Source organism: Streptomyces sp. CA-243310, from assembly GCF_050936775.1.
Lineage (GTDB): Bacteria > Actinomycetota > Actinomycetes > Streptomycetales > Streptomycetaceae > Streptomyces.
The window spans coordinates 1,942,458-1,957,134 of record NZ_JBNJMF010000001.1; the positions used below are offsets into that span (position 1 = coordinate 1,942,458).

The 14,677-nt window shown below is 73.4% G+C and carries 14 protein-coding genes; 9 read left to right on the top strand and 5 right to left on the bottom strand.

Annotated features, from left to right (window positions below; translation table 11 throughout):
* Positions 1-32 precede the first annotated feature (32 nt).
* Positions 33-1,334: a glycoside hydrolase 5 family protein gene (locus ACQEVM_RS09060; protein WP_433076706.1), complete on the bottom strand. Its 1,302-nt coding sequence runs from the start codon at positions 1,332-1,334 to the stop codon at positions 33-35.
* 437 nt (positions 1,335-1,771) lie between these two features.
* On the opposite strand from ACQEVM_RS09060, the gene ACQEVM_RS09065 reads away from it, so the two are divergent.
* Both ACQEVM_RS09065 and ACQEVM_RS09070 read left to right on the top strand, forming a co-directional pair.
* Entirely contained in the window at positions 1,772-2,878 is a 1,107-nt protein-coding gene (locus ACQEVM_RS09065) for a LacI family DNA-binding transcriptional regulator (RefSeq protein ID WP_433076708.1), read from the top strand.
* 27 nt (positions 2,879-2,905) lie between these two features.
* Positions 2,906-3,907, top strand: coding sequence for an ROK family protein (locus ACQEVM_RS09070; protein ID WP_433076710.1), 1,002 nt, complete (start codon positions 2,906-2,908; stop codon positions 3,905-3,907).
* Between the two features lie 67 nt (positions 3,908-3,974).
* Here ACQEVM_RS09070 and ACQEVM_RS09075 read toward each other — a convergent pair whose 3' ends face one another.
* Positions 3,975-4,979, bottom strand: coding sequence for a TAXI family TRAP transporter solute-binding subunit (locus ACQEVM_RS09075; protein ID WP_433076712.1), 1,005 nt, complete (start codon positions 4,977-4,979; stop codon positions 3,975-3,977).
* 55 nt (positions 4,980-5,034) lie between these two features.
* On the bottom strand, positions 5,035-6,036 hold the full coding sequence (locus ACQEVM_RS09080; protein WP_433076714.1) for a LysR family transcriptional regulator: 1,002 nt from the start codon (positions 6,034-6,036) through the stop codon (positions 5,035-5,037).
* Between the two features lie 71 nt (positions 6,037-6,107).
* On the opposite strand from ACQEVM_RS09080, the gene ACQEVM_RS09085 reads away from it, so the two are divergent.
* From ACQEVM_RS09085 to ACQEVM_RS09095, 3 genes are all read left to right on the top strand, one after another.
* Complete coding sequence (locus ACQEVM_RS09085; RefSeq protein ID WP_433076716.1) at positions 6,108-6,740, top strand: maleylpyruvate isomerase family mycothiol-dependent enzyme; 633 nt, start codon at positions 6,108-6,110, stop codon at positions 6,738-6,740.
* Complete coding sequence (gene miaB / locus ACQEVM_RS09090; RefSeq protein ID WP_433076718.1) at positions 6,737-8,263, top strand: tRNA (N6-isopentenyl adenosine(37)-C2)-methylthiotransferase MiaB; 1,527 nt, start codon at positions 6,737-6,739, stop codon at positions 8,261-8,263. Before ACQEVM_RS09085 ends, miaB begins: the two co-directional genes overlap by 4 nt.
* A gap of 131 nt (positions 8,264-8,394) precedes the next feature.
* A complete protein-coding gene (locus ACQEVM_RS09095; RefSeq protein ID WP_433076720.1) occupies positions 8,395-9,102 on the top strand; it encodes a hypothetical protein in 708 nt (235 codons plus the stop codon).
* A gap of 79 nt (positions 9,103-9,181) precedes the next feature.
* Here the strand turns inward: ACQEVM_RS09095 and ACQEVM_RS09100 are convergent, their stop codons facing one another.
* Both ACQEVM_RS09100 and ACQEVM_RS09105 read right to left on the bottom strand, forming a co-directional pair.
* Complete coding sequence (locus ACQEVM_RS09100; protein WP_433076722.1) at positions 9,182-9,427, bottom strand: antitoxin; 246 nt, start codon at positions 9,425-9,427, stop codon at positions 9,182-9,184.
* A 23-nt stretch (positions 9,428-9,450) separates the two neighbouring features.
* Positions 9,451-9,657 (bottom strand): hypothetical protein, encoded by a 207-nt coding sequence (locus ACQEVM_RS09105; RefSeq protein ID WP_433076724.1) that lies wholly within the window; start codon positions 9,655-9,657, stop codon positions 9,451-9,453.
* A gap of 164 nt (positions 9,658-9,821) precedes the next feature.
* Here ACQEVM_RS09105 and miaA point away from each other — a divergent pair, with 164 nt between their 5' ends.
* From miaA to ACQEVM_RS09125, 4 genes are all read left to right on the top strand, one after another.
* Positions 9,822-10,760, top strand: coding sequence for a tRNA (adenosine(37)-N6)-dimethylallyltransferase MiaA (gene miaA, locus ACQEVM_RS09110; RefSeq protein ID WP_266950300.1), 939 nt, complete (start codon positions 9,822-9,824; stop codon positions 10,758-10,760).
* Positions 10,761-10,865: 105 nt separating this feature from the next.
* On the top strand, positions 10,866-11,399 hold the full coding sequence (locus tag ACQEVM_RS09115; protein WP_433076726.1) for a hypothetical protein: 534 nt from the start codon (positions 10,866-10,868) through the stop codon (positions 11,397-11,399).
* 93 nt (positions 11,400-11,492) lie between these two features.
* On the top strand, positions 11,493-12,368 hold the full coding sequence (gene dapF / locus ACQEVM_RS09120) for a diaminopimelate epimerase (protein WP_433076728.1): 876 nt from the start codon (positions 11,493-11,495) through the stop codon (positions 12,366-12,368).
* Positions 12,369-12,508: 140 nt separating this feature from the next.
* On the top strand, positions 12,509-14,587 hold the full coding sequence (locus ACQEVM_RS09125; protein WP_433076730.1) for a RelA/SpoT family protein: 2,079 nt from the start codon (positions 12,509-12,511) through the stop codon (positions 14,585-14,587).
* Positions 14,588-14,677: the final 90 nt, after the last annotated feature.

Sequence of the window (14,677 nt, forward strand, 5' to 3'; positions counted from 1 at the left end):
AGGGGAGGCGGAGCTGCGGAAGGGGCGCTCGGTCAGTCCTCGGTCACCTCCGTCACGTCGGTCACCTCGGTCACGCGCAGCACCTCGGTGATGCCGCGCGCGGACAAGTGAGCCCGGTCCTGCGCGTGTTCCGCCAGGACCACCGCGGGGCGCACCCCCTGGGCCGTGAGCGCGGCCCAGGCCTCGAAGAAGGTCCCGCCCGGGGCGCACACCGACCGCTCGGGCGCGGTGAGCGCCCCGCCGACGTCCACGACGAGCGCGGTGGACCGGACGGGCGGGCGGTGCTCCCGACCCCGCCACCACTCGGCGATCCGGGCGATGGCCGCCCCCTGGGGCTTGACCCGACGGTCGTTGGTGAGCAATCCGAGGCCGTACTCCAGCTCCGGGAAGTCCGCGAGGTCCCGGGACACGTCGTGCGAACACCACCAGGTCACGCCCCACACGTCCGGGCAGTCCAGCACGTTGGCCACGGTCGCCTCGGTGAACTCCGCCGCGTGCTCCGGCTGGACCAGCGGCGCGGGCGCCCCGACCTCCTGGAGCCACACCGGGCGGTGCGGGTCCGCGGCCCAGGCCTTGGACAGTTCGACCAGGTAGGCGCCGTGATGCTCGGTGGCCGTCCCGGTGCGCCCGTGGCGCTGGGCGGTGCCGTTGAACACCCACGAGTGCACGGCCGTGGCCGCGCCCAGCCGGGCCGCCTGCGCCGCCGTGAAGGGGTGCCCGTCCCGGTACCAGGCCGCGTCGTACTCGGCGTGCAGGTGGAACCGCCCCGGAGCCCCCTTCTCGCACGCGGTCAGCATCCGCTCCAGCCACCGCTGCGCCTGCGCCCGGGTGATCCGGTCGGGGTCGGGGTGCGGTGCGTCGGAGAACTGGTTGATCTCGTTGCCCACGGTCATGCCGAGGAAGTTCGGTCGGTCGGCGAGGGCGGCGGCCAGCGTGCGCAGGTACTCCTCCTGCGCCTCCACCACACAGGTGTCGGTGAAGATGTTGCGCCGGTGCCAGGTCCCGGTCCAGGCGGGCAGGAAGTCGAAACTCGACAGGTGGCCCTGCAAGCCGTCGACGTTCACGTCGAGCCCGCGTTCGGCGGCGGCGTCGGTGAGCGCGACGAGCTGTTCGACGGCGCGCGGGCGGATCAGCGTGCGGTTCGGCTGGAACAACGGCCACAGCGGGAAGACCCGTACGTGGTCCAGTCCGAGCGCGGCGATCGAGTCCAGGTCGGCCCGGACCTCGTCGAGATCGAAGTCGAGCCAGTGGTGGAACCACCCCCGCGTCGGCGTGTAGTTGGCGCCGAACCGGAGCCGGCGGGGGAGGTGAGATGGGGCGGTGCCTTCGTGCATGAATGATCCCGGAGTTCAGGTGAATTCACCGGACGCCCCACAACGTGCCGCCCGTTGCGAGGGAAAGTCAACAGGTCCGGTACGGGCAATCTCAACCACCCGAGGCCGAAAAGCCCTCTCCTTCAGGGGAGTTGGCAACTTATGCGCTTCAGTCCAGGCCACGGTGGGAGAGTTGACGATCAAGACTCCCGCGCTAATGCGGTTTAGCCGCGAACCGAACGTCGCGGTCCGGGGGAAAGGGCGGAGAAATGGCCAACGTCGACAACGGGGGCGTTGACGGGCGTGCGCGCGATCCGGTAGGGCGCCGATCGGAGTGAACGCAAGCCCCGGGCAAGGCTGTTCGGCTCGCCGCCGGCCGGCGGTGGTGGCCGCCATCCGGGGGCCGGATCGCGTACGGTCCGGCCATCGGAGTCGCGGCGGTGAAGGAGGAGTCAGGCGTGGTGCGCAGACCCACCATCAAGGACATCGCCCGCCGGTCGGGGGTGTCGGAGAGCGCCGTCTCCTTCGCGCTCAACGACCGCCCAGGGGTGTCCGAGGACACCCGTGCCCGTGTCCGTCGGATCGCCGAGGAGCTGGGTTGGCAGCCCAACAGCGCCGCCCGCGCGCTGTCCGGGGAGCGCTCCGGCGCCGTCGGGCTGGTCCTCGCCCGACCCGCGCACACCCTCGGGGTGGAGTCGTTCTTCCTCCGACTCGTCTCCGGCGTGCAGGAGGTGCTGTCGGCGGGGCGGATCGCGCTTCTCTTCCAGGTCGTGGAGGACGTGGACGCCGAGTGCGCCGTGTACCGCCGGTGGTGGGCCGAACGACGGGTGGACGGGGTCATCGTCGTCGACCCCCGGATCGACGACCCGCGGCCGGAACTCCTCGCCGGGTTGGGGTTGCCGGCCGTGATGGTGGGAGGGCCGGACGTCCCCGGGTCGGACTCCGCTGGCTCGGATCCCTCGGATCCGGCCGCGGCTCGGGCCGTCCCGCCGGCCGTCCCGTCCGCGCGCCGGCCGTCCACCATCCGGGCCGACGACGCCGCCGCGATGATCCAGGTGCTGGAGCACCTCCACGGACTCGGCCACCGCCGGATCACCCACCTCGCCGGCCTCCCCGGCCTCGCCCACACCGCCCGGCGGACGGCCTCGCTGCGCACCTGGTCCGAGGGGCGCGGGCTCGGCCCGGACCGGGTGCGCTCGGTGGTGACGGACTACTCCGACGCCGAGGGCGCCGCCGCGACCCGCAGGGTCCTCGCCGAGCCGGAGCCACCCACCGCCCTGGTCTACGACAACGACGTGATGGCGCTGGCCGGTCTCGCCGTCGCCGCCGAGCTGGGCATCGCGGTCCCCGGCCGGCTCTCGATCGTCGCCTGGGACGACTCCGCGCTCTGCCGGGTCACCCACCCCCGGCTCACCGCCCTGGTCCGTGACACGGCCGCGTTCGGGCGGCTCGCCGCCGAGGAGCTGCTGGCCGTGCTCGCGGGCGGTGTGCCCCGCACCCGGCAGAGCGAGCTGCCGCGACTTGAGCCCCGCGAGAGTACGGCGCCACCCCCGGCCGCATACTGAGTCCCGACCCCTCCCTGGAGCGCCACCGTGACCAGTTCCACCCCAGCCCTCTCCACCCCTCGAGCCGCCGCCCCGGGCACCGGCCCGACCGTGGCGATCGACATCGGCGGGACGAAGATCGCCGGCGCTCTGGTGCACCCGGACGGAACGATGACGGCCACCACCCGCCGCCCCACCCCGCGCGCGGTGAGCGCCGACGCGGTGATGGCCGCCGTCGCCGAGGTCGTCGCGGACCTGGCACGCAGCCCGCTGTGGCCCTCGGTGGTCCGCTGCGGCGTCGGCAGCGCGGGCCCGGTGGACACCTCCCGGGGCACGGTCAGCCCGGTCAACATCGGCGCGTGGCGGGAGTTCCCCGTACAGGCCCGGATCGCTGCGGAACTGGCCGCCCACGGGGCCCGGATCCCGACCGTCCTGGTGGGCGACGGGGTCGCGATGACGGCCGCCGAGCACTGGCTGGGCGCCGCCAAGGGGCACGCCAACGCGCTGTGCATGGTCGTCTCCACCGGTGTCGGAGGCGGCCTCGTCCTGAACAACCGACTCCACCCCGGTCCCACCGGCAACGCGGGCCACATCGGGCACATCAGCGTTGCCTTCGACGGGGATCCCTGCGTCTGTGGCGGGCACGGCTGCGTCGAGTCCCTCGCCTCCGGCACCGCCATCGCCGCCCGGGCCCTCGCCCAGGGCTGGACCCCGGCCGACGGTCAGGAGGCCACCGCCGCCGGCGTCGCGGCCGCCGCCCGGGCGGGCGACCCCGTCGCCGAGGCCGCCTTCGACCGGGCGGGCCGCGCCCTGGCCGCCGCCATCGCCGCCACCGCCACCCTGGTCGAGACCCGCATCGCTGTCATCGGCGGCGGAGTCGCCGCCTCGGGCGAGACCCTCTTCGCACCGATCCGGCGGCACCTGGCCTCGTACGCCACCCTGTCGTTCGTCCAGGACATCGAGGTCGTCCCGGCGAGCCTGGGCACCGACGCGGGGCTCATCGGGGCGGCCGCCGCGGCGATGCTGCTGCCCGAGGGCGCCTCGACCTGAGGGCCCGCGATCCGTCCCGGGCCCCGGAGCTCCGCCCCGAGACCGGGGCTCCCGGCTCGGCCGGGCGCTACGGCTTGACCGAGCGGTAGTACCGCCGGGCGCCCTCGTGCAGGTCCAAGGGATCCGTATAGATCGCCGTCCGCAGATCCACCAACTGCGCGGCGTGCACCGCGCGCCCGATCCGGTCGCGGCTGTCGATCACGGTCCGGGTGAACTGTTCCGTCAGCTCCGCGCTCGTGTCCTCGCGGGTCACGAGCAGGTTCGGCACGGCGAGCGTGGCCACCGCCGCGGTGTTGCGGGCCCGTGCGTACGCGTCCTGCGGCATCACCGCCGCCCGGTAGTAGCGGGCGGGACTGCCACTGCCCTGGAGCTTCTCCACCAGGTCGCCCAGCGGCACCAGGCGGATCTCGAAGCGCTCCGACAGCTCGCGCACCGCGCTCGTCGGGAGCCCGCCCGACCAGAAGAAGGCGTCGATCCGCCCCTTCTCCAGCTCGGCCGGCATGGTGTCGATGCCTATGGACACCGGGGTGATGTCCTTGCGCGGGTCCAGCTTGGCCGCCGACAGCAGCCGCTCCGAGATCAGTCGGACGCCGGAGCCGTTCTGGCCGACCGCGACCCGCTTGCCCCGCAGGTCCCGCGTCGACTGCACCGAGGACCCGGCCGGCACCACCAGCTGTACGTAGTCGTCGTACAGCCGCGCCACCCCGCGCAGCCGGTCCGCACCCGGCTTCCCGTCGAGCCGGTACTTGGACACCGCGTCCGCCGTGGCCACCGTGAAGTCGGCCTGCCCGGCGGCCACCCTCTGGAGGTTCTGCTGCGAGCCCTCGCTGGGGTCCAGCCGCACCTTCACACCCGGGATGTCCGCGGCGAGATCCTCCTTCAGGAGCTGCCCGTAGCGGTGATAGACGCCGGTGGGGACGCCTGTGCTGAACGCGAGGTCGCCCTTGAGTTCCGGCTCCCCGAAAGGCCTCAGCCACCAGGCCAGCACGCCGAACACCGTCACTACCGCCGCCAGGCCCCACAGGGCGCGGCGCCGGCTGATCCGGGGCACTCGGGGTGGCAGGAGCGGCATGCTCGCGATCCTACCTTCGGGTCCACCGCGCCCCCGGGCGGGAGCGGCACGGACCTCAGCGGCCGGGGCCCGCCGCCGCGGCGCCGGCCGCGTCCGCCGGCTCCGGGGTCCGGGCGGGCGCCGGTTCCACGTGGCCCGCCGGCTCCGCCGCACCCGTCAGGCCCGCCCGCAGCCGGGCCAGGAGGTGCGCGGCCGCCGGACCCGGCGGGACTCCCGTCCGCCAGGCCAGTGCCACCCGACCGCTCAGCGCCGGTTCGACGATCCGCAGCGCCACCAGGTCGTCGGCGACCCCCGCCTCCGCCCCGGCGGGCACCACCGCCGCCCCCAGCCCCCGCGCCGCCAACCGGACCAGTACGGGTGGCGCCGCCGCCTCGAAGTCCACCCGGGGCGCGAACCCGGCTTCCGTGCACGCCCGCTCCAACACCGCGCGCAGGCCCGTCCCGCGCGGCAGACTGATCAGTGCCCGCGCGCGCAGCGCCGCCAGCGGGATCCGGCCGTGCGCGGACTCCCGCACGAGCGGATCGCCGGCCCGCACCAACGCCACCAGGGGCTGGTCGAGCACCACCTGGAACGCGATCCCGGGCGGCGGGTCACCGGCCGGCCCGATCACCGCCAGGTCCAGCTCCCCGCTCGACAAACCGGCCAGCATCCGTTCCGAGGTGTCCTCCGACAGCGCGATCTCCACTCCGGGGTGCGCCGCGTGGAAGTCGCCGAGCACCCCCACCACGTCCAGCCCGGCCACCACCGCCCCGGCCGCCCCCGGGATCAGCCCGACCGCGACCCGCCCCCGCAGCAGCCCCGAGATCTCGTCGGCCGTGCGCCGCATCCCCTCCACCGCCGCCAGTGCGGCCCGCGCGTACGACAGCAACGCCGTCCCCGCCTCGGTCGGCGTCACCCGCCGTCCGCAACGATCGAGCAGCCGCACCCCCAGCTCCCGCTCCAACTGCCGGACCTGCGCGCTCACCCCCGGCTGGGACACGTGCAGCCGGACGCCCGCCCGCGTGAAGCCACCCTCCTCGACGACCGTCACGAAGTACCGAAGCTGAGCCAGTTCCATAACCACGCATTCTAGAGAGCAGAAGAACCCGGGCTTGGACTTATGGCAGAGGTTCGACCCACCCTGGACCCATGACCGACATCGCCGCCGCGACCGCCGCCGAACGCCGGGAACTGGCCGACCTGTTCGACTCCCTCACCCCCGACCAGTGGGACGCCCCCAGCCTGTGCGCGGGCTGGCGGGTCCGCGAGGTCGCCGCCCACATGTCGCTGGGCTTCCGATACTCGCTGCCCCGGTTCGCCGTCGAGCTGGTCACGGCACGCGGCAGCCTGCACCGGATGACCGATCGCGCCGCGCGCCGAGACGCCGCGTCCCTCGCCCCCGCCGAACTCGCCGCCCTGCTCCGTGACCACGCCCACCATCCCTGGACGCCCCCGGCCGCAGGGCCCACCGGGGCCCTCGCCCACGACGTGGTCCACGGCCTCGACATCACGATCGCCCTCGATCACCCCCGCCGGGTCCCCGAGGACCGGCTGCGCCTCCTCCTCGACGCCGTCACCCCGCGCGGCCTGCGTTTCTTCGGCGTGGACCTGACCGGCATCCGACTCGTCGCCGACGACCTCGACTGGTCCCGCGGCACCGGACGCCCCGTCCACGGCACCGCGCAGGAACTGCTGCTCGTCCTCTTCGGCCGCCGGCTGCCCGCCGGGCGACTGCACGGGGGCGCGGAGGGCTCCCGGGTACCGCCTACCCTTGTTGCATGACCAGCAGCAGCGACCGGAGCACGGCAGTGGACGTCAAGGGAACTTACGAGGTGCGCACCTACGGGTGCCAGATGAACGTGCACGACTCCGAGCGGCTGTCCGGTCTGCTGGAGGGCGCGGGGTACACGCGTGCGCCCGAGGGCTCCGACGGCGACGCCGACGTGGTCGTCTTCAACACCTGCGCCGTCCGTGAGAACGCCGACAACAAGCTGTACGGCAACCTCGGCCGGCTCGCCCCGATGAAGACCAGGCGCCCCGGCATGCAGATCGCCGTCGGTGGCTGCCTGGCCCAGAAGGACCGCGACACCATCGTCAAGCGCGCCCCCTGGGTCGACGTCGTCTTCGGCACCCACAACATCGGCAAGCTCCCCGTCCTCCTGGAGCGCGCCCGCGTCCAGGAGGAGGCGCAGGTCGAGATCGCCGAGTCGTTGGAGGCCTTCCCCTCGACGCTGCCGACCCGCCGCGAGTCCGCGTACGCCGCCTGGGTGTCCATCTCCGTCGGCTGCAACAACACCTGCACCTTCTGCATCGTCCCGGCGCTGCGCGGCAAGGAGGAGGACCGTCGTCCCGGCGACATCCTCGCCGAGGTCGAGGCGCTGGTCGCCGAGGGAGTCTCCGAGATCACCCTGCTCGGCCAGAACGTCAACGCGTACGGCTCCGACCTGGGGGACCGCGAGGCCTTCAGCAAGCTGCTGCGCGCCTGCGGGCAGATCGAGGGCCTGGAGCGGGTCCGCTTCACCTCGCCGCACCCGCGCGACTTCACCGACGACGTGATCGCGGCCATGGCCGAGACCCCGAACGTGATGCCGCAGCTCCACATGCCGATGCAGTCCGGATCGGACACCATCCTCAAGGCGATGCGCCGCTCGTACCGCCAGGAGCGCTTCCTCGGCATCATCGAGAAGGTCCGGGCCGCCATCCCGCACGCGGCGATCTCCACCGACATCATCGTGGGCTTCCCCGGCGAGACCGAGGAGGACTTCCAGCAGACGATGCACGCCGTGCGCGAGGCCCGCTTCGCGAACGCGTTCACCTTCCAGTACTCCAAGCGGCCGGGCACCCCGGCCGCCGACATGGACGGGCAGATCCCCAAGGAAGTCGTCCAGGAGCGCTACATGCGCCTGGTCGCCCTCCAAGAGGAGATCTCCTGGGAGGAGAACAAGAAGCAGGTGGGTCGCACCCTGGAGGTGATGGTCGCGGAGGGCGAGGGCCGCAAGGACGGCGCCACGCACCGTCTGTCCGGCCGTGCGCCCGACAACCGCCTCGTCCACTTCACGAAGCCGGACGAGGACGTGCGCCCGGGTGACGTGGTGACCGTGGACATCACGTACGCGGCCCCGCACCACCTGCTGGCCGAGGGCCCGACGTCGGCCGTGCGCAGGACCCGCGCGGGCGACGCCTGGGAGAAGCGCAACGCGGCCCCGGCGCAGCCGGCGGGCGTCATGCTCGGCATCCCCACCCTCGGAGTCCCGGCCCCCCTCCCGGCCGCCACCTCGGGCTGCGCGGCCCCGGCGTCCGCCTGACGCGCGGTCGCCCCTGCGGTCCGGCCCCGACGGGCCGGACCGAACCCCCGCGGACGCCGAACCCCCGCGGACCGCGGGCTCCGCCGGCGGAGCCCGCACGGCCCCGGCCGGCGACGGCTAGGCTGCGGATCATGCTCGTAGCCGCCGCCGTCTGTCCCGCCCCGCCGCTCCTCGTGCCGGAGGTCGCCGCGGGCGCCGCCGCCGAACTGGGCGAAGCCCGCACCGCCTGCTCCGACGCGCTCGCCGTGCTCGCCGCCTCCCGACCCGACCTCCTGGTCGTCGTCGGCGCCGCCGACCAGGACCACCGCGGGCCCTACCCCCAGGGCTCCCGGGGCACCTTCTGCGGCCACGGCGTGGAATTCGACGTACAACTCGGTGACGGCGACGAGGGGCCGCGCCTGCTGCCGACCTCGCTGGCCGTCGGCGCCTGGCTGTTGCGCCGCGCCCGCTGGGGCGCCGCCCCTGTGGAAGGGCTCGGGGTCGGGGAACCGCTCGAAGCCGAACAGTGCCTGCGCGCGGGTCGGGACCTCGCCGCCCGCGACGCGCGCGTCGCCCTGCTCGTGATGGGTGACGGCAGCGCCTGCCGCACGCTCAAGGCCCCCGGCTACCTCGACGAGCGGGCCGCCGGCTTCGACGCCGCCGCCGCCCGCGCCCTCGGATCCGCCGACACCGCCGCGCTGGCCGCCCTGGACGCGGACCTCGCGCACGAACTCAAGGCCGCCGGGCGGGCTCCCTGGCAGGTCCTGGCGGGCGCGGCCGAGGAAGCGGGCCTCGACGGCCGGCTGCTGTACGAGGACGCCCCGTACGGGGTCGGCTACTTCGTCGCCGCCTGGTCCTGACGCAGGCCCGGGCTCCCGCCCGGGCACGGGAGAGGGGCGCGGGGTTCATCGAACCCCGCGCCCCTCTCCGGCGACCACGTCAGGAAGCAGCCGGCGGCGTCGGCCCGCCGGGTGCGTCCTTGTGCGCGATCTTGCCCAGGGCGTCCTTCGCCTTGCCCGTCCCGCTCGTGATCTGACCGCTGTACTTGCCCTTGGTCTTGGAGTCCACGGCCTTCGCGACCTTCTCCAGACCATCGGAGATCCTGCCCTCGTGCTGCTGCGCGAGGTCGCCGACCTTGTCCTTGGCCGGAGCGAGCTTGGCCTTCAGATTGTCCAGCAGGCCCATGGGTCACCCTTCAGTGGCGATGGCTACGTACGGGCGCCCTCGCCGGCCTCGCTGTCCAGGGAAGCCTCCGCGGACTTCTGCTGCGGAATCTCCGCGGCCGTCGCCGCAGGAGCCTCCACCCCAGTCGCCCCGCCCGTCGCTTCCTCGGACGTGGCCGTCAGGTCGGCGGACGCGACCTCATCGGTCGAGCCCTGCTCCTTACGGCCAAAAAACCGGCTGAAAACGCCCATGTCTACTCCCGTAACGTTACTCGTGCGAATGAAGTTCCGCCGTGGCCGAAACGGCCTCCGCCGGGTGCACGCCGGGCCGGAACCTCGCCAGGGCAACGATTCCGACCACGCCCCGTCACGTAGCTCGATCGGGTACCGGCCGCCGGGTTTGCGAGACTGTGTCGGTGAGGAATCCAGCCCCCGCCCCGCGGGTCATCGCCGTCGTCGGTCCCACCGCGGCCGGAAAGTCCGACTTGGGCGTCGCCCTGGCCCGCCATTTCGACGGCGAGGTCGTCAACGCCGACTCCATGCAGCTGTACCGGGGGATGGACATCGGCACCGCGAAGCTGACGCAGGAGGAGCGTGGCGGGGTCCCGCACCACCTCCTCGACGTCTGGGACGTCACCGAGACCGCGAGCGTCGCCGAGTACCAGCGCCTCGCCCGCGCCGAGATCGACCGACTCCTCGCGCAGGGCCGTACGCCCGTCCTCGTCGGCGGCTCCGGGCTGTACGTCCGCGGCGCCCTCGACGCGATGGAGTTCCCCGGCACCGACCCCGAGGTGCGGGCCCGCCTGGAGGAGGAGGCCACCCTGCGCGGCCCCGGCGCCCTGCACGCCCGGCTCGCCGCCGCCGACCCGATCGCCGCCCAGGCGATCCTCCCCAGCAACGGCCGCCGCATCGTCCGCGCCCTCGAGGTCATCGAGATCACCGGGCGCCCGTACACCGCGAACCTGCCCGGCCACGAGTCCGTCTACGACACCGTCCAGATCGGCGTGGACGTGGGCCGGCCGGAACTCGACGAGCGGATCGCGCTGCGGGTCGACCGGATGTGGGAGGCCGGGCTCGTGGACGAGGTCCGCGACCTGGAGGCCCGGGGCCTGCGCGACGGGATCACCGCCTCCCGCGCACTCGGATACCAGCAGGTGTTGTCCGCCCTCGCGGGCGCGTGCACCGAGGACGAGGCGCGGGCCGAGACGGTCCGGGCCACCAAGCGGTTCGCCCGCCGGCAGGACTCGTGGTTCCGGCGCGACCCGCGCGTGCACTGGCTGAGCGGCGCCCTCGCGGACCGCGGGGAACTCGCCGGACTCGCGCAGTCGTTGGTCGAACGAGCGGTCACAGCCTGATCACGTGATGGCATCGGGACGCCCCGTGCGCCCGTACCGGGGCCGGTGGCGTGCCATCATCAAACTTCTGAACAGCGGCGTACGAAGTCCGAGTGGGGAGGGCGCGTGGCTATGGAGGCCGGCCCTCGTGACACCGGGCGGGACGACACCAGACGGGAAGCGGACCCGATGCTTCACCACGGGATCGCGGAGCCGGTCGGGTCGGACGGCCCGGACGCCCTCGGCCTGCCCGCCGACCCGGCGCGGCTGACCCCCGACGGCCCCGACGCCCCGGACATCGCGGCCCTGGACGCCTCGGGCCCCGAGTTCGAGGTCGAACTGAGGCCGCAGCGCCGCCTGCGCATCTGGCAGATCGCGCCCATCGTGATGCTCGCCGCCGCCGGTTCCCTGATGTTCGCCTTCCCCCTCGCCTTCGAGTTCGGCGACGGCGGAGCCGTGGTCGCCATGCTGGGCTTCCTCATCAGTTGCTGCGCCGGCGGGTGGGCCATGATGGCCGCGCGCCGCGTCGGCCACTCCTGGCCCGGACTGCCGCCGCGCGGCAGCGGCCGCCGCCCCGACTGGCGCATGGCCGCGCTGTACACGGTGATGGCCCTCGCCCTGGTGTCCCTGGCCGTGTACCGGGTCGCGCGCCTGCGCTGAGCCGGTCCGCGCGCCCTCCCCGTCGTGCCCGCACGCCGCGCACACCGGGCGTCCGCCCGGGGGCGCAAGGGGCCCCGAAGGTACGATGACCTGGTGACGCACCGCACCCTCTCCTTCCTCAAGGGCCACGGGACCGAGAACGACTTCGTGATCGTCCCCGACCCGGACAACGCCATCGACCTGCCCGCAACCGCCGTCGCCGCACTGTGCGACCGGCGGGCCGGCATCGGGGCCGACGGGGTGCTGCACGTCGTGCGGTCCGCCGCCCACCCCGAGACGGCGCACCTGGCCGACGAGGCCGAGTGGTTCATGGACTACCGCAACAGCGACGGATCGATCGCCGAGATGTGCGGCAACGGCGTACGGGTCTTCGCCCGCTACCTCCTGCACGCCGGCCACGTCGAGCCCGGCGACCTCGCCGTCGCCACCCGTGGCGGCGTCAAGCGCGTCCACCTCGACAAGAGCGGCGACGTCACGGTCTCCATGGGCCGCGCCGAACTGCCCGTCGGGGATGTCACCGTCTCCGTCGGCGAGCGCTCGTGGCCCGCCCGGAACGTGAACATGGGCAACCCGCACGCGGTGGCCTTCGTCGACAGCCTCGACGACGCCGGGAGCCTCCACACCGCCCCGCCGTTCAGCCCCGCGTCCGCGTACCCGACCGGAGTCAACGTCGAGTTCGTCGTCGACCGGGGGCCGCGGCACGTCGCGATGCGCGTCCACGAGCGCGGCTCCGGCGAGACCCGCTCCTGCGGAACCGGCGCCTGCGCCGTGGCCGTGGCCGCCATCCGGCGCGACGGCGTCGACCCGGCCGTGACCGGCGAACCGGTCACGTACACCGTCGACCTCCCCGGCGGACGACTCGTCATCACCGAGCACACCGACGGGCGGATCGACATGACCGGACCGGCCGTCATCGTGGCCGAGGGCGAGCTCGATCCGACCTGGCTCACCGAAACGGCTTTCGCGTGAAGGTTCCCTCCAAGGGGTGATCCGTTTCACGCTGAGCGAGAGGTGGACTGCGCCACGTGGTGGGGTCGGTAACATCAGGCACCGGCCCTGAGGGCTCACCCCATGCTCACCACCGCCGGTCGAAGCCGCCGGAGGTCCCCATGAGTGCAGAGGCCACGAACCCCGAAGCACACCCCGAAGCGCGCCCTGAGCTGCGTAGACGGGGCCGGAGCAGGCTGGATCTGCGCCGGCTCGGGCGCGCGGCGCTGCTCGGGCCCACGTCCCGCGACCGCCTTCCGGACGCCATCGGACACGTGGCGGAAGCCCATCGAGCCCACCATCCGGACGCCGATCTGTCCATTCTGCGACGCGCATATCTGCTCGCGGAGACCTCTCACCGCGGCCAAATGCGAAAAAGTGGTGAGCCGTACATCACACATCCGCTCGCCGTCACCCTGATCCTCGCGGAACTCGGCGCGGAGACAACGACGTTGACGGCGTCCCTCCTCCACGACACCGTCGAGGACACGGACGTGACCCTCGATCAGGTACGCGAGGAGTTCGGCGACGAGGTCTGCTTCATCGTGGACGGCGTCACCAAGGTCGAGAAGATCGACTACGGCGCCGCCGCCGAACCCGAGACCTTCCGCAAGATGCTCGTCGCCACCGGCAACGACGTCCGCGTCATGTCCATCAAACTCGCCGACCGACTGCACAACATGCGCACCCTCGGCGTGATGCGCCCCGACAAACAGGCGCGCATCGCCAAGGTCACCCGCGACGTCCTCATCCCCCTCGCCGAACGACTCGGCGTGCAGGCCCTCAAGACCGAGCTGGAAGACCTCGTCTTCGCGATCCTGCACCCCGAGGAGTACGAGGAGACCCGCGCGCTCATCGCGGCCCACACCGGAGAACGCGACCCGCTCCCCGGCATCGCGGACTCCGTGCGCGGCGTCCTTCGCGACGCCGGCATCGCCGCCGAGGTCGTGGTCCGCCCCCGCCACTTCGTCTCCGTGCACCGCATCTCCCGCAAGCGCGAGGAACTGCGCGGCTCCGACCTCGGACGGGTCCTCATCCTCGTCGGCGAGAACGCCGACTGCTACGCGGTCCTCGGCGAACTCCACACCTGTTTCACCCCGGTGGTCTCGGAGTTCAAGGACTTCATCGCCTCCCCGAAGTTCAACCTCTACCAGTCGCTGCACACGGCCGTCGCCACCTCCGAGGGGCACGTCGCCGAGGTCATCGTCCGCACCCGGCAGATGCACCGCGTCGCGGAGGCCGGAGTGGTCGCGCTCGGCAATCCGTACACCACCCCGCCGGCCGAGGCAGCCGAGGGCGACGAGGAGCGGGTCGACCCGACGAGACCCGGCTGGCTGTCCCGACTGCTCGACTGGCAGCAGTCCGCACCCGACCCCGACACCTTCTGGACGGTGCTGCGCGCCGAACTGGCCCAGGACCGCGAGATCACCGTCTTCAGGGCCGACGGCGGGACGCTGGGCCTGCCGGGCGGGGCGAGCTGTATCGACGCCGCCTACGCCCAGTACGGGGAGGCGGCGCACGGCTGTATCGGCGCCCGCGTCAACGGGCGCCTCACCTCCCTCTCGTCCCGGCTGTCCGACGGCGACACCGTTCAACTCCTGCTCTCGCACGACGCCTCCTCCGGGCCCGCCGCCGACTGGCTCGACCACGCCAAGACCCCGGCCGCCCGCATCGCCATCAGCGGCTGGCTCCAGACCCACCCCGACTCCGCGGCCGCCACCACCACCGCCGCCCGGGCCCCGCTCTCCGTCGTGGGGGCGCGTGGTGGCGGGGCGAACGCCGTCGCCGACCTGCCGGACGCGCCCGTGCGCCTGGCCGGCTGTTGCACCCCCGTACCTCCGGACGCCGTCGCCGGGTTCGTCGTACGCGGCGGGGCCGTCACCGTGCACCGCGTCCACTGCCCGGCCGTGGCCCAGATGCGCGCCGTCGGCCGTACCTCGGTCGCCGTGCACTGGCGGGCCACCGCGGACTGCCGCGTGACCCTGCTCGCCGAATCGTTCGGCCGCCCACACCTCCTGGCCGACCTGACCGAGGCGATTGCCCGCGAGGGGGTCGAGGTGGTCTCCGCGACCGTGGAACCGCCCGTCGAACAGCGGGTCCGGCACTCCTACACCCTGCAACTGCCCGACGCGACGGGGCTCCCGGCCCTGATGCGGGCGATGCGGGACGTGCCGGGCGTGTACGACGTCAGCCGGGCGTAGCGGGACGGCCGGGCAAGGCCGGAAAGACAGGGGGCCGGGGGGCTCGGGGGTTCGGGGGAACGGGAATCCGGGCGCGGAACGCACGTCGGC